General features: G+C 72.2%; 17 protein-coding genes. 12 read left to right on the forward strand and 5 right to left on the reverse strand.

Going from position 1 to position 16707, the window contains the following annotated elements; translation table 11 throughout:
* Nucleotides 1–95: 95 nt before the first annotated feature.
* Nucleotides 96–740, reverse strand: coding sequence for a PH domain-containing protein (locus AC5WAM_RS15750; protein ID WP_366789310.1), 645 nt, complete (start codon nt 738–740; stop codon nt 96–98).
* A gap of 207 nt (nt 741–947) precedes the next feature.
* Here AC5WAM_RS15750 and AC5WAM_RS15755 point away from each other — a divergent pair, with 207 nt between their 5' ends.
* From AC5WAM_RS15755 to AC5WAM_RS15770, 4 genes are all read left to right on the forward strand, one after another.
* A complete protein-coding gene (locus AC5WAM_RS15755; protein WP_495522935.1) occupies nt 948–3281 on the forward strand; it encodes a glycosyl hydrolase family 18 protein in 2334 nt (777 codons plus the stop codon).
* A gap of 205 nt (nt 3282–3486) precedes the next feature.
* Nucleotides 3487–4479: a deoxyribose-phosphate aldolase gene (gene deoC / locus AC5WAM_RS15760; RefSeq protein WP_495522936.1), complete on the forward strand. Its 993-nt coding sequence runs from the start codon at nt 3487–3489 to the stop codon at nt 4477–4479.
* Nucleotides 4480–4484: 5 nt separating this feature from the next.
* The gene (locus tag AC5WAM_RS15765; RefSeq protein ID WP_495522937.1) at nt 4485–5942 is read left to right on the forward strand and encodes an aldehyde dehydrogenase family protein; all 1458 of its coding nucleotides are present in this window, start codon (nt 4485–4487) and stop codon (nt 5940–5942) included.
* Nucleotides 5943–6839 carry an aldehyde dehydrogenase family protein gene (locus AC5WAM_RS15770; RefSeq protein ID WP_495522938.1) on the forward strand — a complete coding sequence of 299 codons (897 nt, stop codon included), beginning with the start codon at nt 5943–5945 and terminating at the stop codon, nt 6837–6839. It abuts the gene before it with no gap.
* A gap of 105 nt (nt 6840–6944) precedes the next feature.
* Here AC5WAM_RS15770 and AC5WAM_RS15775 read toward each other — a convergent pair whose 3' ends face one another.
* A complete protein-coding gene (locus AC5WAM_RS15775; protein WP_495522939.1) occupies nt 6945–7373 on the reverse strand; it encodes a hypothetical protein in 429 nt (142 codons plus the stop codon).
* A 213-nt stretch (nt 7374–7586) separates the two neighbouring features.
* Between AC5WAM_RS15775 and AC5WAM_RS15780 the strand changes: the two genes are divergently transcribed.
* Together AC5WAM_RS15780 and AC5WAM_RS15785 are read left to right on the forward strand one after the other, a co-directional pair.
* Complete coding sequence (locus AC5WAM_RS15780; protein WP_495522940.1) at nt 7587–8141, forward strand: hypothetical protein; 555 nt, start codon at nt 7587–7589, stop codon at nt 8139–8141.
* A gap of 168 nt (nt 8142–8309) precedes the next feature.
* Entirely contained in the window at nt 8310–8954 is a 645-nt protein-coding gene (locus AC5WAM_RS15785) for a uridine kinase family protein (protein WP_172383413.1), read from the forward strand.
* A gap of 217 nt (nt 8955–9171) precedes the next feature.
* Here the strand turns inward: AC5WAM_RS15785 and AC5WAM_RS15790 are convergent, their stop codons facing one another.
* Nucleotides 9172–9954, reverse strand: a complete 783-nt coding sequence (locus tag AC5WAM_RS15790; RefSeq protein ID WP_495522941.1) for a SigE family RNA polymerase sigma factor — start codon at nt 9952–9954, stop codon at nt 9172–9174.
* Nucleotides 9955–10166: 212 nt separating this feature from the next.
* Here AC5WAM_RS15790 and afsQ1 point away from each other — a divergent pair, with 212 nt between their 5' ends.
* The 5 genes from afsQ1 to AC5WAM_RS15815 all read left to right on the forward strand — a co-directional run bounded on the left by afsQ1 (nt 10167) and on the right by AC5WAM_RS15815 (nt 13984).
* On the forward strand, nt 10167–10844 hold the full coding sequence (gene afsQ1 / locus AC5WAM_RS15795) for a two-component system response regulator AfsQ1 (protein ID WP_030562528.1): 678 nt from the start codon (nt 10167–10169) through the stop codon (nt 10842–10844).
* On the forward strand, nt 10841–12439 hold the full coding sequence (locus AC5WAM_RS15800) for an ATP-binding protein (protein ID WP_495522942.1): 1599 nt from the start codon (nt 10841–10843) through the stop codon (nt 12437–12439). The genes afsQ1 and AC5WAM_RS15800 overlap by 4 nt, the downstream gene beginning before the upstream one ends.
* On the forward strand, nt 12436–13041 hold the full coding sequence (locus AC5WAM_RS15805) for a hypothetical protein (RefSeq protein WP_495522943.1): 606 nt from the start codon (nt 12436–12438) through the stop codon (nt 13039–13041). The genes AC5WAM_RS15800 and AC5WAM_RS15805 overlap by 4 nt, the downstream gene beginning before the upstream one ends.
* Nucleotides 13042–13171: 130 nt before the next feature.
* Nucleotides 13172–13678: a VanZ family protein gene (locus AC5WAM_RS15810; protein ID WP_495522944.1), complete on the forward strand. Its 507-nt coding sequence runs from the start codon at nt 13172–13174 to the stop codon at nt 13676–13678.
* 102 nt (nt 13679–13780) lie between these two features.
* A complete protein-coding gene (locus AC5WAM_RS15815; protein WP_495522945.1) occupies nt 13781–13984 on the forward strand; it encodes a PspC domain-containing protein in 204 nt (67 codons plus the stop codon).
* Between the two features lie 67 nt (nt 13985–14051).
* Here the strand turns inward: AC5WAM_RS15815 and AC5WAM_RS15820 are convergent, their stop codons facing one another.
* Both AC5WAM_RS15820 and AC5WAM_RS15825 read right to left on the reverse strand, forming a co-directional pair.
* Nucleotides 14052–14504: an ATP-binding protein gene (locus tag AC5WAM_RS15820; protein WP_495522946.1), complete on the reverse strand. Its 453-nt coding sequence runs from the start codon at nt 14502–14504 to the stop codon at nt 14052–14054.
* 131 nt (nt 14505–14635) lie between these two features.
* Nucleotides 14636–15829 carry an adenosine deaminase gene (locus AC5WAM_RS15825; RefSeq protein ID WP_366789298.1) on the reverse strand — a complete coding sequence of 398 codons (1194 nt, stop codon included), beginning with the start codon at nt 15827–15829 and terminating at the stop codon, nt 14636–14638.
* Between the two features lie 102 nt (nt 15830–15931).
* Between AC5WAM_RS15825 and AC5WAM_RS15830 the strand changes: the two genes are divergently transcribed.
* Nucleotides 15932–16696 carry an alpha/beta hydrolase gene (locus AC5WAM_RS15830; protein WP_495522947.1) on the forward strand — a complete coding sequence of 255 codons (765 nt, stop codon included), beginning with the start codon at nt 15932–15934 and terminating at the stop codon, nt 16694–16696.
* The last annotated feature ends 11 nt before the right edge of the window (nt 16697–16707 follow it).

A 16707-nucleotide genomic window follows, 5' to 3' on the forward strand; every position in this document is an offset into this window, starting at 1 on the left:
GAGCCGACGGATCGGGCGCTCCGCTCCCCCCCTTGCGGAGCGCCGCCCGGCCGGACACGGCAGCGGCCGTGTCCGGCTCCCCACGTCCCGCGGGCTCAGCCGGTCGCGAGCAGGACGGCCAGGACGACCGCTCCCGCGAGGCTCGGGGCGAGGATCTCGTACGCCCAGCGCACCAGCGGCTCGCCCTGCGCGGCCTCGGCGCCCTCGCGGCGCTCGGCGATCTCGCGCAGGTCGTCCATGGCCTGGTCGCCGGGTGTGCGCGTGTTCTCGTGCCCGGTGCCGGGGCGCGTCAGGCTCGCGGCCGGGTCGTCCGAGGCGACCTGCCGCGCGTGCCGCTGCGCGGCCCTCTTGCGGCCGCGCAGGGACACCGGGATGGCCCACAGCTGGTACTTGGTGCCGTCCTGCGTGAAGACCTCGTTGGAGTACCCGGAGCGGAGCCCCGAGATCGCGCCCCACGGCAGGACGATGGTGCGGAAGGGGTTGCGGACGCGCAGCCGGTCCTCGCTCGCGTACACGGCGGGCCGCACGGTGTAGGCGACGACGAGCGGCACCGCGAGGAGCAGCCCGGCGAGGGCCACCCAGGGGGTGCGCCCCTCGCCCCTGATCAACGCGTCGATGCCCAGCCAGGCGCCGATGGCGAGCAGCATGACGCCGCCGGCGATGGCCGCGTGGGACCGGTAGACGCGGTCCTTGTACGCGGGGGTGGGCTCCGCCGGGGTGGGCTGCGGGTCGCTCGTCATACGGCTGATTCTGCCTGACGCGTTCACGGCCGCCGCGCGCGGCGGGGGTATGGCGATTGGTCCAGACCTAGTACCGTCGAGGGTTGTCATGTACGCCTAACTGTCGCCCCGGCGGCGCGGCGGCCCGGCGCCGCACGGCCCCTCCCACACGAACCCCCCGTACGCACCCGAGGAGTCACCCGCAACGACCCACCCCCGAGGAGAACCATGACCCCCACCGGAAGAGGAACACCCAGCACGCCCGGACTCTTACGAAGAGCGGCCGCAGCCCTGCGCGGCAGGACCGCCGCGCTGCTCGCCGCCCTGCTGCTCCCCGCGGCCCTGCTCACCGCCCTCTCCGCGGCCCCCGCCATCGCCGCGGGCGGCCTCACCGCGGCCTTCAGCACCGAGGGCAGCGGCGCGTCCTGGCAGGGCAAGTACATCGTCCGCAACGGCGGCACCACCGCGTCCGCGAGCTGGACCCTGGAGTTCGACCTGCCGCCGGGCGTCACCGTCAGCGGCCACACCCACGGTGAGGCGACCGTCTCGGGCAGCCACGTCACCGTGAAGAACGCGTACTACAACGGCCGTGTCCCCGCGGGCGGCTCCACCGAGCCGTACAGCTACCAGTTCACCGCGCGCGGCCCGATCGGCACGCCCACGGGCTGCACGATCAACGGCGACAAGTGCGACGGCACGCCGGACAAGCCCCCGACCGCGCCCGGCACCCCGACCGTCACCACCACCACGTCGCGCACCATCTCCCTGACCTGGCCCCCGGCCGGCGCGGGCGACTACCCGGTCACGACGTACGAGGTGCTCAGCGGCACCACCGTGGTCGCGAGCTCGGCGACGAACAGCGCGACCGTCACCGATCTGACGCCCGCCACCCGCTACTCCTTCACCGTCCGCGCCAAGGACCGGCGCGGCAACACCAGCCCGGAGAGCCCGCCGGTCAGCGCCACGACCGTCGACCCGTCGACCGACCCGACCCCGCCGACCGCGCCCGGCAATCTGCGCGCCACCGGCAAGACCCAGGTCTCGGCGTCCCTCGCCTGGGAGAAGTCCACGGACAACGTGGCCGTGGCCGCGTACGACGTCTACCGCGGCAAGGAGCTCGCGAAGACCGTCCCCGCCTCGGCGACCACCGCGACCGTCGAGGGCCTGACCCCCGCCACCGCCTACAGCTTCACCGTCAAGGCGCGTGACACCGCCGACAACGAGTCGGCCGCCTCGAACGCCGTGAACGTCACGACGGACGACGCGGCAGGGCCCGGCAACCACCTCACGGTCGGCTACTACGCCCAATGGGGCATCTACGGCCGCCAGCACTTCGTGAAGAACCTGGACACCTCCGGCCAGGCGGCCAAGCTCGACGTCATCAACTACGCCTTCGAGAACGTCGACCCGGTCAACCACACCTGCCTGGCCGGCGTGGTCAAGGGCGTCTCCGGCAAGCCGCAGGACCCGGACGAGGGCACCGGCGCGGGCGACGCCGAGGCCGACTACGGCCGCGCCTTCTCCGCCGCGCAGTCGGTGGACGGGGTCGCGGACGACGGCTGGGGCAAGCTGCGCGGGAACTTCAACCAGCTGAAGAAGCTCAAGGCCAAGTACCCGCACCTGAAGGTCGTCGTCTCGCTCGGCGGCTGGACGTTCTCGAAGTTCTTCGCCGACGCGGCGGCCACGCCCGCCTCCCGGGAGAAGTTCGTGAAGTCCTGCGTCGACACCTGGATCAAGGGCAACCTGCCCGTCTACAACGGCGCGGGCGGCCCCGGCACCGGCGCGGGCATCTTCGACGGCATCGACATCGACTGGGAGTGGCCGGGCTCCGAGGGCCACCCCGGCAACCACTACGGCCCGGCGGACAAGGCCAATCTGACGGCGCTGCTCGCCGAGTTCCGCAAGCAGCTGGACGCCACCGGCGGCAGCCACAAGCTCCTGACCGCGTTCACCCCGGCCGACCCGGCGAAGATCGAGGCGGGCTGGGACATCAAGAAGATCTTCGAGTACCTGGACTTCGCCAACGTCCAGGGCTACGACTTCCACGGTTCGGGCAGCGACGACTCCTGGGAGCCCAAGCGCACCGGCCACCAGGCCAATCTGTACCGCGACGCCCAGGACCCCTACTCCTTCGACTTCAGCATGGAGAGGGCGATCAAGACCTATCTGGACGCCGGGGTGAACCCGCGCAAGCTCACCATCGGCTTCCCGTTCTACGGCCGGGGCTGGAAGGAGGTCGCCGACGGGGGCGTCAAGGGCGAGTGGCAGTCGGCCAACGGCGCGGCCCCCGGACAGTTCCCGGAGGAGGCGGGCACCAGGGGCTACCAGAACCTGATCACCAGCGTCCCGAACATGACCGTGTACCACGACGAACAGTCCGTCTCCACCTATGGCTACACCGGCAACAACGGCCAGTGGTGGAGCTTCGACGACACCTGGTCGATCGGCAAGAAGACCGCCTGGGTCAAGTCGAAGGGCCTGCTCGGCGGCATGGTCTGGGAGATGTCGGGCGACACCCCGAACGGCACCCTCATGACGGCACTGGACAACGGCCTGAAGTGACCGCCCTCACATCGCATTGAAGTTCGTACCGCGAGCTGCTGACGTTCGCGGTACGAACTGGATGCGTGTGTGCCGGAGCGCTTCGCCGAGCCCTTCGGCACGGGGCCCGCCCGGCACGGCGGCCCGCCCGGCACCGGGGTCCGGACGCCGGGCGCGGGCGCCCCGCCCCTGTACAGGCCGCTACGCGCGTAGATATGCTCCCCTCGTGACTATGCCGACGACGACATCACCCCCAGGGGCAGCCGGGGCGGCCGCGCCCGCCGGCACCCCCTTCGCCGACGTCACGACGTCGGCCGCCACGCTGCACCGCTTCCTGCACGGCCTGCCCGGCGTGGACGCGGTCGGCCTCGAAGCCCGCGCCGCCGCCCTCGGGACGCGGTCGATCAAGACGACGGCCAAGGCGTACGCCATCGACCTGGCCATCTCCATGATCGACCTGACGACCCTGGAGGGCGCCGACACCGTCGGCAAGGTCCGCGCGCTCGGCGCCAAGGCCGTCCACCCCGACCCGACGGACCGCGGCACCCCGCGCACCGCCGCCGTCTGCGTCTACCCGGACATGGTGGCCACCGCGAAGGAGGCCGTCGCGGGCTCGGACGTGAAGGTCGCCTCGGTCGCGACCGCGTTCCCCGCGGGCCGCGCCGCCCTCGCCGTGAAGCTGGCGGACGTCCGTGACGCCGTCGCCGCGGGCGCCGACGAGATCGACATGGTCATCGACCGCGGCGCGTTCCTGTCCGGCGACTACCTGAAGGTGTACGAGGAGATCGTCGCCGTCAAGGAGGCGTGCGAGCACGCCCGCCTCAAGGTCATCTTCGAGACCGGCGAGCTGTCGACGTACGACAACATCCGCCGCGCGAGCTGGCTCGGCATGATCGCGGGCGCGGACTTCATCAAGACGTCGACCGGCAAGGTCGGGGTCAACGCGACGCCCGCCAACACCCTGCTGATGCTTCAGGCCGTCCGCGACTTCCGCGCGCAGACCGGCGTCCAGGTCGGCGTGAAGCCCGCGGGCGGCATCCGCACGACGAAGGACGCCATCAAGTTCCTGGTCCTGGTGAACGAGACCGTCGGCGCGGACTGGCTGGACAACCACTGGTTCCGCTTCGGCGCCTCCAGCCTGCTCAACGACCTGCTGATGCAGCGTCAGAAGCTGGCCACCGGCCGCTACTCCGGCCCTGACTACGTGACGGTGGACTGATCGCCATGGCATCGATTTTCGAGTACGCACCGGCTCCCGAGTCCCGCTCGGTCGTCGACATCGCCCCCTCCTACGGCCTGTTCATCGACGGCGAGTTCACCGATGCGGCCGACGGCAAGGTCTTCAAGACGGTCTCGCCGTCCTCCGAAGAGGTCCTGTCCGAGGTCGCGCGCGCGAGCGCGGAGGACGTCGACCGCGCGGTCAGGGCCGCCCGCAAGGCCTTCGAGAAGTGGTCCGCGCTGCCCGGCGCCGAGCGCGCGAAGTACCTCTTCCGCATCGCCCGCATCATCCAGGAGCGCAGCCGCGAGCTCGCCGTCCTGGAGACCCTCGACAACGGCAAGCCGATCAAGGAGACCCGCGACGCGGACCTCCCGCTGGTCGCCGCGCACTTCTTCTACTACGCGGGCTGGGCCGACAAGCTCGACCACGCGGGCTACGGCGCGAACCCGCGCCCGCTCGGCGTCGCGGGCCAGGTCATCCCCTGGAACTTCCCGCTCCTGATGCTGGCCTGGAAGATCGCCCCGGCGCTCGCGGCCGGCAACACGGTCGTCCTGAAGCCCGCCGAGACGACCCCCCTGTCCGCCCTGTTCTTCGCGGACATCTGCCGCCAGGCGGGCCTGCCCAAGGGCGTCGTCAACATCCTTCCCGGGTACGGCGACGCGGGCGCGGCCCTCGTCGCGCACCCCGACGTGAACAAGGTCGCCTTCACCGGCTCCACGGCCGTCGGCAAGGAGATCGCCCGCACGGTCGCGGGCACCGACAAGAAGCTCACCCTGGAGCTGGGCGGCAAGGGCGCCAACATCGTCTTCGACGACGCCCCCGTCGACCAGGCCGTCGAGGGCATCGTCACGGGCATCTTCTTCAACCAGGGCCAGGTCTGCTGCGCGGGCTCGCGCCTCCTGGTCCAGGAGTCGATCCAGGAGGAGCTCCTGGACTCCCTCAAGCGCAGGCTCTCGACGCTGCGCCTGGGCGACCCGCTCGACAAGAACACCGACATCGGCGCGATCAACTCCGCCGAGCAGTTGGCCCGCATCAGCGCGCTCGCCGACCAGGGCGAGGCGGAGGGCGCCGAGCGCTGGTCCCCGGCCTGCGAACTCCCGTCCGCGGGCTACTGGTTCGCCCCGACGCTGTTCACCGGCGTCACCCAGGCGCACACCATCGCTCGCGACGAGATCTTCGGCCCGGTCCTCTCGGTCCTCACCTTCCGCACGCCGGACGAGGCCGTCGCCAAGGCGAACAACACGCAGTACGGCCTGTCCGCGGGCATCTGGACGGAGAAGGGCTCGCGCATCCTCGCCGTCGCGAACAAGCTCCGCGCCGGGGTCGTCTGGGCCAACACGTTCAACAAGTTCGACCCGACCTCGCCCTTCGGCGGCTACAAGGAGTCGGGCTTCGGCCGCGAGGGCGGCCGCCACGGCCTGGAGGCGTACCTCGCCCCGTCGAACCCGAAGGGTGAGCGATAGATGAGCACGGTTGACCGACTTGCGGTGTTCAAGACCTACAAGCTGTACGTGGGCGGCAAGTTCCCGCGTTCCGAGAGCGGCCGGGTGTACGAGGTGACCGACGCGAAGGGCAAGTGGCTGGCCAACGCCCCGCAGTCGTCCCGCAAGGACGCGCGGGACGCGGTCGTGGCGGCGCGCAAGGCGTTCGGCGGCTGGTCGAACGCGACGGCGTACCTGCGCGGCCAGATCCTCTACCGCGTGGCCGAGATGCTGGAGGGCCGCCGCGAGCAGTTCGTGCGCGAGGTCGCCGAGGCCGAGGGCCTGTCGAAGTCCAAGGCCGCCGCGGTGGTCGACGCGGCGATCGACCGCTGGGTCTGGTACGCGGGCTGGACCGACAAGATCGCCCAGATCGCGGGCGGGGCGAACCCGGTCGCGGGCCCGTTCTTCAACCTCTCGACCCCCGAGCCGACGGGTGTCGTCGCGGCGGTCGCGCCCCAGGAGTCGTCCTTCCTCGGCCTGGTGTCCGTGCTCGCCCCGGTGATCGCCACGGGCAACACGGCGGTCGTCATCGCCTCCGAGAAGGCCCCGCTGCCCGCCCTGTCCCTGGGCGAGGTGCTCGCCACGTCCGACGTCCCCGGCGGCGTGGTCAACATCCTCTCCGGCCGGACGGCGGAGCTCGCGGCCCCGCTGGCCGCCCACCAGGACGTGAACGCCATCGACCTCACGGGCACCGCCGCGGACCTCGCGAAGGACCTGGAGGTCGCGGCGGCGGACAATCTGAAGCGCGTGCTGCGTCCACAGGCTGTGGACACGGACTTCACCGCGTCCCCGGGCACGGAGCGCCTCACCGCGTTCCTGGAGACGAAGACGGTCTGGCACCCCACGGGCTCGCTGGGCGCGTCCGGCTCCTCGTACTGAGACGGGCCCTCCCCGCCCGCCCCGTGAGGCGGGCGGGGAGACACGCCCCCTTATCCAGGCAGCACCCCGGCGCGCCCCCCAGCCGGGCGGGCCCCCACGCGGCCCTCAGCCGGGCAGCGCCCCGACCACCGTCCCCACCACCGGCAGGTCGCCGAGCGCCCCGCCCTGCGTCAGCGGCCCCGTCGCCATGCCCGTGCTCACCGGCTGGAAGTCGGCGACCTGCGTCCCCACCGCGTTGTCCAGCGGATCCACGCCCGTCCCGGCCAACGGGTCGAGCTTCAGCCGCTTCGCGGGCCCGAGCGCGGGCCCCACGGCCGCGGCGGCCGCCTGCACGTCCAGGTTCCCCAGGCCCCCGGCCTGCGAGGCGACGGGCGGCGGCGCGGCCTCCGCGGCGCTCGCCCCCGCCGCGCCGACACCGAGGACGGCCCCCGCCGCGGACACCGTGAGGCCCGCCCGCAGAAGCGCCCGCGCGGGAGCGGAGGGCGACGTCGACGCGGCGTTCCGCGCCGCGGACCGAGCTGGGTTTCGCGCCATCTGGACCATGTGGACCGCCTAACGAGCTCTCCATGAGTAACCGTTCGCGCACGCAGCGTAGCTGTGCGAGCACATTCCCACCAAAGCCCGCCCCGCCGGAGCGCCGCCCGGCCGCCGCACACGCGGGCCGATAGCTTTGCGGGTCCCGGCCCTGCCCGCGTGTCGGACCGGGCGAGGGTCGGCTGCCGGACTCGATCCCTCCGGAGTGATGCGATGGAACTCGACCGTCTGCTGCCCGCCTACGACCTGCGCTCCCGGTTCGCCCGGCGGATCGCGGCGGATCCGGCGACCGTGTGGCGGGCACTGACCGAGGTCACCGTCGGGGAACTGCCGGTGTACCGGACGCTGATGCGACTGCGCCTGGGTGGCCGCGGCCGGGTCGAGGGGCCGTTCGTCGACAGCTTCCCCACGCCCACCCTGGTCACCGTGGAGGGCGAGGAACTGGTCAAGGGCATGGTCGCCCGGTTCTGGAAGCCCCGCCCCCAGCCCGCCCCGGTCGCCCCGGGGGACGCGGGCGCCTTCGTCGCGTTCGACGAACCGGGCTGGGCCAAAGCGGCCCTGAGCCTGCGGGTCGCCCCCGACACCGGCACCGGCGGCTCCCTCCTGTCGTTCGAGACCCGGGTGCACTCCACCGACGCCCGCGCCCGGCGCGCCTTCCGTGCCTACTGGCTGCTCATCCAGCTGGGCGGGGCGGCGTACATCAGGATCGAGGTACTGCGCGCCGTGGCCCGACGCGCCGAGCGCACCACCGCCTCAGGCCGCCCGTAGACGGCGGGAAGGTCCGCGCACGGGCGGCCGGAGCCGATGCGTGCCGCGGTCGCCCCAGTGGGGATAATGCCCCACGAAGCGAGCAGGCTCGAACAGGGCCCAGCAGGGTCGATAACGACGCAAATGTCCGACCGGTCGGCACAACCGCAGGTGAAAAGGTTCATAGAATTGGGTTCCCATCCTCCGATACCCACGCGCGTCGTCCTGCTCACCGGGCCTTCGGGTTCCGGCAAGTCGTCGTTCGCCACCCGCAGCGGGCTGCCCGTGCTGTGCCTCGACGACTTCTACAAGGAGGGCACCGACCCTTCGCTGCCGCTGGTCGAGGGCAGCTCGGACATCGACTGGGACTCGCCCCGGTCCTGGGACGCGGACGTCGCGGTCGCCGCGATCGAGGAGCTGTGCCGCACGGGCCGCACCCGCGTACCGGTGTACGACATCGCGACGAGCGCGCGCGTCGGCGAGGAGGCGCTCGACATCGAGCGCACGCCGCTGTTCATCGCCGAGGGCATCTTCGCCGCGGACATCGTGGACCGCTGCCGGGAGCTCGGCGTCCTCGCGGACGCGATCTGCCTGCGCGGCCGGCCGTCGACGACGTTCCGGCGCCGGCTCCTGCGCGATCTGCGCGAGGGGCGGAAGTCCGTGCCGTTCCTGCTGCGCCGCGGCTGGCGCCTGATGCGCGCCGAACGCGCCATCGTGGCCCGCCAGACCGCCCTCGGCGCCCACGCGTGCGGCAAGGAGGAGGCCCTGGGCCGCGTCGCCGCGGCCGCCGCTGGGCGGCATATCAAGGCGAAGAAGACCGCGACCATCAATTGAGCAGCCCCCGCGGCGAGCAATTTGGTCCGCGAGAGCGGCGCCGGTTCAGGCGCAGAAAAGCGCGGGACCGGAAAGACCCCCCGGCCTTCCGGTCCCGCAGTGTTGCCCCCCGGAGATCCCCCGATCCCCGTGGTCCCCCGTGGTTCCCCTCCCTTTCCGCCGCTTCCCCCCTAGGAGCGACGGCCCCCGTGCTTTCCCCCGTGGTCCCCCCTCATCCTCAAGCGACCAACTCGCCGAAGGACTCCTCCTGGTCACGGCCGAAGCTGAGGACCTCGTCCTCGCGCATGCGGCGCAGGGAGCGCCAGATGCTGGACTTCACCGTGCCGACGCTGATGTCGAGGATGTCCGCGATCTCCGGGTCCGTACGGCCCTCGTAGTAGCGCAGGACCAGCATGGTGCGCTGGAGCTCGGGCAGCCGGGCGAGCGCCTGCCACAGGACGGCGCGCAGCTCGGTGCCGCGCATCGCGTCCGTGTCGCCGACGGTCTCCGGCAGCTCCTCGGTCGGGTACTCGTTGAGCTTGCGGCGGCGCCAGGCGCTGATGTGCAGGTTCGTCATGGTGCGCCGCAGATAGCCGCCGACGGCGGCCTTGTCGCTGATCCTGTCCCAGGCGCGGTACGTCGAGAACAAGGCGCTCTGCAGCAGGTCCTCGGCCTCGAAGCGGTCGCCGGTCAGGTGGTAGGCGGTGGCGTACAGGGAGGCGCGGCGCTCCTGGACGTAAGCGGTGAACTCCGCTTCCGAGCGGGACGCCTGCTCCCCCGATGCCTCCCTGTACGCGGCTCCCCCGTGAGCTCCCCCGTCACCGCCGCCCTTGAGCGCGTCAACCACCGTCATATAGGCCTGGCGGCCCTGCTTCGCAGCTGCGGTGTGCTGACGCCCGGCGCCGCGAGCGCACCCCCGCCCGCTCACGGCACCGGACTTCTCGTGCTTCTCAGAACTCCGCCCCAGGTCGTGCAGACGCGTGACAACTGCGCTCGAGCTGGTGCTGTGCAGCGTGTTCATCTCGCGCCCCCCGTCGTGGAGTCTGGGATTTCCGTGTGCCCAAAACTCTGCACGAGCGACTTCATGGCGGTGTCCGCCGACTGTCACAGGCCTGTCACAGGGGTCCACCGGGCCCTGTTCAAGATCAGCGGCGGCGTTCGCTCGTGTGGGTGCGGTGTGAGACGCCTGCCAACAGTCGAACTGCGCCCGCGCCATGGGACAGAATGACGTTCGTGCCTTCCCTGTTGCTGATCGAGGACGACGACGCCATCCGGACGGCCCTGGAGCTCTCACTGACGCGCCAGGGCCACCGGGTGGCCACTGCTGCCACCGGCGAGGACGGCCTGAAGCTCCTGAGCGAGCAGCGGCCGGACCTGATCGTGCTGGACGTGATGCTGCCCGGCATCGACGGATTCGAGGTGTGCCGCCGCATCCGGCGCACCGACCAGTTGCCGATCATCCTGCTGACCGCGCGCAGCGACGACATCGACGTGGTCGTGGGGCTCGAGTCGGGCGCCGACGACTACGTGGTCAAGCCCGTGCAGGGGCGGGTGCTCGACGCCCGGATCCGGGCGGTGCTCCGCCGCGGCGAGCGCGAGGCGAACGACGCGGCGACGTTCGGCTCCCTGGTGATCGACCGCGCGGCGATGACGGTGACGAAGAACGGCGAGGACCTCCAGCTCACGCCGACCGAGCTGCGCCTGCTCCTGGAGCTGAGCCGCCGCCCCGGCCAGGCCCTGTCCCGCCAGCAGCTCCTGCGCCTGGTGTGGGAGCACGACTACCTGGGCGACTCCCGGCTCGTGGACGCGTGTGTGCAGCGGCTGCGCGCCAAGGTCGAGGACGTGCCGTCCTCGCCGACGCTGATCCGTACGGTGCGTGGCGTGGGCTACCGGCTGGACACGCCTCAGTGACCCCACCGCACGACAAGCTCCGCGGGCTGCCCGCGGCCCGCAAGGCGATCTGGTCCGGTCTGCGCTTCACGAGTCTGCGCCTGCGGCTCGTCGTCGTCTTCGCCCTGGTGGCGCTGACGGCGGCGGTGTCCGCGTCCGGCATCGCGTACTGGCTGAACCGCGAGGCCGTCCTGACACGGGCGCAGGACGCCGCGCTGAAGGACTTCCGGCAGCAGATGCAGACCCGCGCGGGCGCGCTGCCGCCGAACCCGACGCAGGACGCGCTGCAGGCCGCCGCCGGGCAGATGGCCAAGAGCAGCCAGCGCTACAGCGTGCTCCTGGTCGGTGAGAACGCGCAGGGCGAGATGGTCTACGGCTACTCCGACCTGGACGCGTTCACGCTCGCCAAGGTGCCGAAGGCGCTGCGCGACGCCGTCAACAAGCAGCAGCTCGGCGAGGGCAACAAGAGCCCGTACCACCTGTACTGGCAGCGCACCGTCGAGCACGGCACTCCGTACCTCGTCGGCGGCACGAAGATCGTCGGCGGCGGGCCGACGGGCTACATGCTCAAATCGCTCGAACCGGAGGCCAAGGACCTCAGCTCGCTCGGCTGGTCCCTCGCGATCGCCACGGCGCTCGCGCTCGTCGGCTCCGCGCTGCTCGCCCAGGCGGCCGCGACGACCGTCCTGAAGCCGGTGCACCGCCTCGGCGTCGCCGCGCGCCGCCTCGGCGAGGGCAAGCTGGACACCCGGCTCAGGGTCTCGGGCACGGACGAACTCGCGGATCTGTCGCGTACGTTCAACCGGACGGCCGAGAACCTGGAGAAGAAGGTCGCGGACATGAGCGCCCGCGACGAGGCGAGCCGGCGCTTCGTGGCCGACATGTCGCACGAGCTGCGCACCCCGCTGACCGCGATCACGGCGGTGACGGAGGTCCTGGAGGAGGAGCTGGACGCCGAGACGGGCAGCGTCGATCCGATGATCGAGCCCGCGGTCCGGCTCGTGGTCAGCGAGACCCGGCGGCTGAACGACCTGGTGGAGAATCTGATGGAGGTGACCCGCTTCGACGCGGGCACCGCCCGTCTCGTCCTGGACAACGTCGACATCGCCGACCAGATCACGGCCTGCATCGACGCCCGCGCCTGGCTGGACGCCGTCGAGCTGGACGCCGAGCGCGGCATCATGGCCCTCCTCGACCCGCGCCGCCTGGACGTGATCCTCGCGAACCTCATCGGCAACGCGCTCAAGCACGGCGGCTCCCCGGTGAAGGTGTCGGTGCGCCTGGACGGCGAGAGCCTGGTCATCTCCGTGCGGGACGGCGGCCCCGGCATCCCCGAGGACGTCCTGCCGCACGTCTTCGACCGCTTCTACAAGGCCAGCGCGTCCCGGCCGCGCTCGGAGGGCAGCGGCCTCGGCCTGTCCATCGCCCTGGAGAACGCGCACATCCACGGGGGCGAGATCACGGCCGCGAACTCGGCGGCCGGGGGCGCCGTGTTCACGCTGCGGCTGCCCCGCGACGCCTCGCCGCTGACGGCGGAGCCGGAGCCGGAGCGGGCGGCGCACGGCGGGGCCGGGCAGGCGGCGGACCGTTCCGAGGAAGGCGAGGAAGAGACATGACCAGGCGACGGCTGCGCGCCGTGCTCGCCACCGCGGCGCTCGCCACCGTGCTCACCGGCTGCGGCATCCGCTCCACCGAGGTGCCCACCGACTTCGGCGCCGCGCCCTCTCGGGTGCCGTGCGGGGCGGCGGCCTCCGGGATCTCGGCGCGCGACGAGGCGGCCGGCGTGCCCGTGCAGATCTTCCTGCTGTGCGCGGGCCGGCTCGTCGCCGTGGACCGTACGGTGCGCATCTCCACGGACCGGACGGGCACGGACCGCGCGCGCATCGCGCAGGCCCTCCTGAACGAGCTGTCCACACCGCCGTCGGAGGACGAGCGGCAGGCCGGGTACGCGACGGAGCTGCGCCGCGGCATCACGGTCGCGGGACCGCGCCCCGCCGACCCGAACGAGGCCCTGCGGCTCAGCAGGCAGCCCCAGGAACTGCCCACGGCCGCACTCGCCCAGCTGGTGTGCACCTACGTGGACAGTGCCGCCTCCGACGGCGGCTCGGTCATCCTGGGCGGCCCGGCGGGCACCCAGCTGCGGCGCTACGAATGCACCCCGGAGTCCCGGGACCGGCCCGGCACGGTGCCGCCGCCGTCGCGGCCCCTGGAGTCCTGAGGGGCCGGTCGGGACGGGCCCGATGTCCCGTTCGCCCGGCCTTTATTACTCGCGCGGAACCGATCCCGCCGCCCGACGCGTCTTGGGGAGCGTGCGTCAAGGCTCGGGCGGGCGCGGTGCCGCCATTCGCTTGCGCGCGGCGGGAGGGGTCCTCCTCGTCGCGCACCTCCTGGTCGTCGCGTGGATCACGCTGCGGCCGCTGGACGTGCCCTGGGTGAGCGCGGCGAACCTGGAGCCGCTGGCCGGCATCAAGGCGGACCTGGAGCGCGGCCCCGAGCAGGCCGTCCGGCAGATCGGCGGCGCGCTGCTGCTGCTCGCCCCGCTGGGGGTGCTGCTGCCGCTGGTGGGCGGCCGCCTTGACGTGTCGCCGCTGGCCTCCCTCGCCCGCACGGTCGCGGCGGGCGCCCTGCTCTCGCTCGGCATCGAACTGCTGCAGACCGGGGTGCCCGGGCAGGTCGTGGACGTGGACTCGCTCCTGCTGAACACCGTGGGCGTAGGGCTCGCCCATCTCGCCGTGGTGCCCGCGGCGCGGGCCCGGCTGCGCCGCCGCGGCGCACGCCCCCGGGCGCGCCGGGCGCGGGAGGAGGCCCCTCAGGGGGCGACCCCGAAGATTCCCAGGGTCGGGATCGCTCCGTAGCTTGATGCCGCGTCCCCCGCGCGCTCCTACTGTGGAGCCATCGGGGCCTCGGAGAGCCGGGGCCCGACCGACGACCCGACCACGGTCCATGAAGGAGCCACCATGACCGCCCTTGCCCGCCCCACCGACGGCCGCATGATCGGCGGAGTGTGCGCTGCCCTCGCCCGCCGCTTCGGCATGTCGGCGACCACGATGCGCGTGATCTTCGTGCTGTCCTGTCTGCTGCCCGGCCCCCAGTTCCTGCTCTACATCGCGCTGTGGATCCTGCTGCCGAAGGAGGGCGGCAAGGCCAAGACCGCCTGGTGATCCCCGTACGCGCACGACGACGGGGCGCACCCCCAGGGTGCGCCCCGTCAGTCGTGTGCGGCGGCCGTCAGAGCGGCAGGCCCAGGCCCTGCGTCGGCAGCCCCTGCGTCTTCATCTCGCCGGTGGGCAGCCCGCCGAGGAGCTGGCTCACGGGGTCGCCGGGCTTCGGCGCGGCGGCCCTGCTGCCGTCCTCGCCCTGGTCGTCGGCCGGCTCGGTGGCGGCGCTCGCGGCGCTCTCCAGGGTCTGCGTGGACAGGGCGGGGAGGAAGTGCTCGACGGCGGGCTTGGTGGCGTCGAGGCCGCTCGCGAGCGCGCTCTGCCCGGCGGCGAGGGACTCGGGCGCACCGGCGGGCAGCGTGCTCGCGGCCTGGTCGAGCGGCAGCGTCGAGGTGACGGTCTCCAGGGCGGTGGAGGGGTCGGGGACGGTGGCCGGGGCCGCGTTCGCGGCGCCCGCGCCGACGGCGGCGAAGGCGGCACCGAGCGCGGCGACACCGAGGGTCTTGACGGCAGACTGCTTCATCTTCAATGCGTCCTTGCTACGGGGGCGTTGAGCGGTGCTCGACGTTAAACACCCTCAAGCTGGGGCCGCAAACAGCCGAAAGCGGCCGGGAGTGGGTACTCCCGGCCGCTTCATTGACGTACAAAATCCGCTTAGCTGTCGACGGATCCGCTGGTGGAGGCGGTCTGGCGGAACAGCCATTCGGACTTGAGCTCGGCATAGCCGGGCTTGATGACGTCATTGATCATCGCGAGGCGTTCGTCGAAAGGAATGAACGCCGACTTCATGGCATTGACGGTGAACCACTGCATGTCGTCGAGCGTGTAGCCGAAGGTGCCGACCAGGTGCTCGAACTCGCGGCTCATGCTGGTGCCGGACATCAGGCGGTTGTCGGTGTTGACGGTCGCCCGGAAGTGCAGCTCGCGCAGCAGGCCGATCGGGTGCTCGGCGTACGAACTGGCGGCGCCGGTCTGGAGGTTCGAGCTCGGGCACAGCTCCAGCGGGATGCGCTTGTCGCGCACGTAGGAGGCGAGGCGGCCGAGCTGCACGGTGCCGTCGTCGGCGACCTTGATGTCGTCGATGATGCGCACGCCGTGGCCGAGGCGGTCGGCGCCGCACCACTGGAGGGCCTGCCAGATGGAGGGCAGGCCGAAGGCCTCGCCCGCGTGGATGGTGAAGTGGTTGTTCTCGCGCTTGAGGTACTCGAAGGCGTCGAGGTGGCGGGTGGGAGGGAAGCCCGCCTCCGCGCCCGCGATGTCGAAGCCGACGACGCCGGAGTCCCGGTAGCGGTTGGCGAGTTCGGCGATCTCCAGGGCGCGGGCGGCGTGCCGCATGGCGGTGAGCAGGGCGCCCACCCGGATGCGGTGGCCGTTCTCCCGGGCGCGGCGCTCGCCCTCGCGGAAGCCCTCGTTGACGGCCTCGACGACCTCTTCGAGGGTGAGTCCGGCCTCCAGGTGCTGCTCGGGGGCGTAGCGGATCTCGGCGTAGACGACGCCGTCCTCGGCCAGGTCCTCGGCGCACTCGGCGGCGACGCGCTTGAGGGCGTCCTTGGTCTGCATCACGGCGCAGGTGTGCGCGAACGTCTCCAGGTACCGCTCCAGGGAGCCGGAGTCGGCGGCCTCGCGGAACCAGACGCCGAGCTTGTCGGGGTCGGTCTCGGGGAGGCCCTCGTAGCCGCAGTCGCGGGCGAGGTCGACGATGGTGCCGGGGCGCAGGCCGCCGTCGAGGTGGTCGTGGAGCAGGACCTTGGGCGCGCGGCGGATCTGTTCGGAGCCCGGGACTCCCGGGGCGGTGCCACGGCCCGTGTGACCGCTTCCTTCGGTGATCTTCCTGATCTGGCTCGTCATTTCCGCACTCTAACTCCTACGCGCGTAGAACTCACCGGTCGATACGTAACAGTGACCAGGCGGACGGGTGGCATCCACACGGACTTCTGACACTGTTCTGGCATGGCTCAGCAAGCGACATCGCGACCGGTGCGTACGGCCGGGCTCGGGCGGGTGATCGCCGCGCGGCCCTCGACGGTCAGCGGGGTGGTGCTGCTCCTGCCGGGCGGCCACGCGACGTCGGCGCGCAAGCCGTCGTTCCTCGCCGCGCCGGCGGTGCGGCGTCTCGGGCGGCGGCTCGCCCACGCCGGGCGCGCCGACGGGCTCGCGGTCCACGTCGTGCGCTACCGCGTGAGCGGCTGGAACGGCGCGGAGGCGCAGCTCGCCCGGGACGCCGAGTGGGCGGCCGACGAGGTGGTGCGCCGCTACGGCGACGTGCCGGTGTGTCTCGCCGGGGTCGACATGGGCGGCCGTGCGGCGCTGCGCGCGGCCGGTCACAGCGCCGTGCAGTCGGTGCTCGCGCTCGCGCCGTGGCTGCCCGAGGACGACGTGGCCGCGCCGCCCGAACCGGTGAAGCAGCTGGCGGGGCGGCAGGTACTGATCGTGCACGGCACGAACGACGAGCGGACCGATCCCGAGCTGTCGTTCCGGCTCGCGGAGCGGGCGAAGAAGGCGAACCGGGACGTGTGCCGGTTCGAGGTCCACTCGGACGGGCACCGGCTGAGCCAGCACCGTGACGAGGTGCTTGCCCTCGCTGTGAACTTCGTCCAGGGGTCGCTGTACGGGGCCGCCTTCGCCCGGCCCTTGGAGGACGCGCTCGCGGCTCCGCCGCCCATCGGGTTACGGATGCCGCTTGCCTCCGGCTTCGGGGAGACGTTGCGGGGCTGAGCCGTTCGCTG

The sequence above is a fragment of the Streptomyces sp. JLYT201 genome, from assembly GCF_059448825.1.

What these genes read in the sequence shown, in the direction of transcription:
- AC5WAM_RS15750 (WP_366789310.1), bottom strand. Translation starts at nt 740, where the DNA reads ATGACGAGCGACCCGCAGCCCACCCCGGCGGAGCCCACCCCCGCGTAC.
- AC5WAM_RS15755 (WP_495522935.1), top strand. Translation starts at nt 948, where the DNA reads ATGACCCCCACCGGAAGAGGAACACCCAGCACGCCCGGACTCTTACGA.
- AC5WAM_RS15765 (WP_495522937.1), top strand. Translation starts at nt 4,485, where the DNA reads ATGGCATCGATTTTCGAGTACGCACCGGCTCCCGAGTCCCGCTCGGTC.
- AC5WAM_RS15770 (WP_495522938.1), top strand. Translation starts at nt 5,943, where the DNA reads ATGAGCACGGTTGACCGACTTGCGGTGTTCAAGACCTACAAGCTGTAC.
- AC5WAM_RS15775 (WP_495522939.1), bottom strand. Translation starts at nt 7,373, where the DNA reads ATGGCGCGAAACCCAGCTCGGTCCGCGGCGCGGAACGCCGCGTCGACG.
- AC5WAM_RS15780 (WP_495522940.1), top strand. Translation starts at nt 7,587, where the DNA reads ATGGAACTCGACCGTCTGCTGCCCGCCTACGACCTGCGCTCCCGGTTC.
- AC5WAM_RS15790 (WP_495522941.1), bottom strand. Translation starts at nt 9,954, where the DNA reads ATGAACACGCTGCACAGCACCAGCTCGAGCGCAGTTGTCACGCGTCTG.
- AC5WAM_RS15805 (WP_495522943.1), top strand. Translation starts at nt 12,436, where the DNA reads ATGACCAGGCGACGGCTGCGCGCCGTGCTCGCCACCGCGGCGCTCGCC.
- AC5WAM_RS15815 (WP_495522945.1), top strand. Translation starts at nt 13,781, where the DNA reads ATGACCGCCCTTGCCCGCCCCACCGACGGCCGCATGATCGGCGGAGTG.
- AC5WAM_RS15820 (WP_495522946.1), bottom strand. Translation starts at nt 14,504, where the DNA reads ATGAAGCAGTCTGCCGTCAAGACCCTCGGTGTCGCCGCGCTCGGTGCC.
- AC5WAM_RS15825 (WP_366789298.1), bottom strand. Translation starts at nt 15,829, where the DNA reads ATGACGAGCCAGATCAGGAAGATCACCGAAGGAAGCGGTCACACGGGC.
- AC5WAM_RS15830 (WP_495522947.1), top strand. Translation starts at nt 15,932, where the DNA reads ATGGCTCAGCAAGCGACATCGCGACCGGTGCGTACGGCCGGGCTCGGG.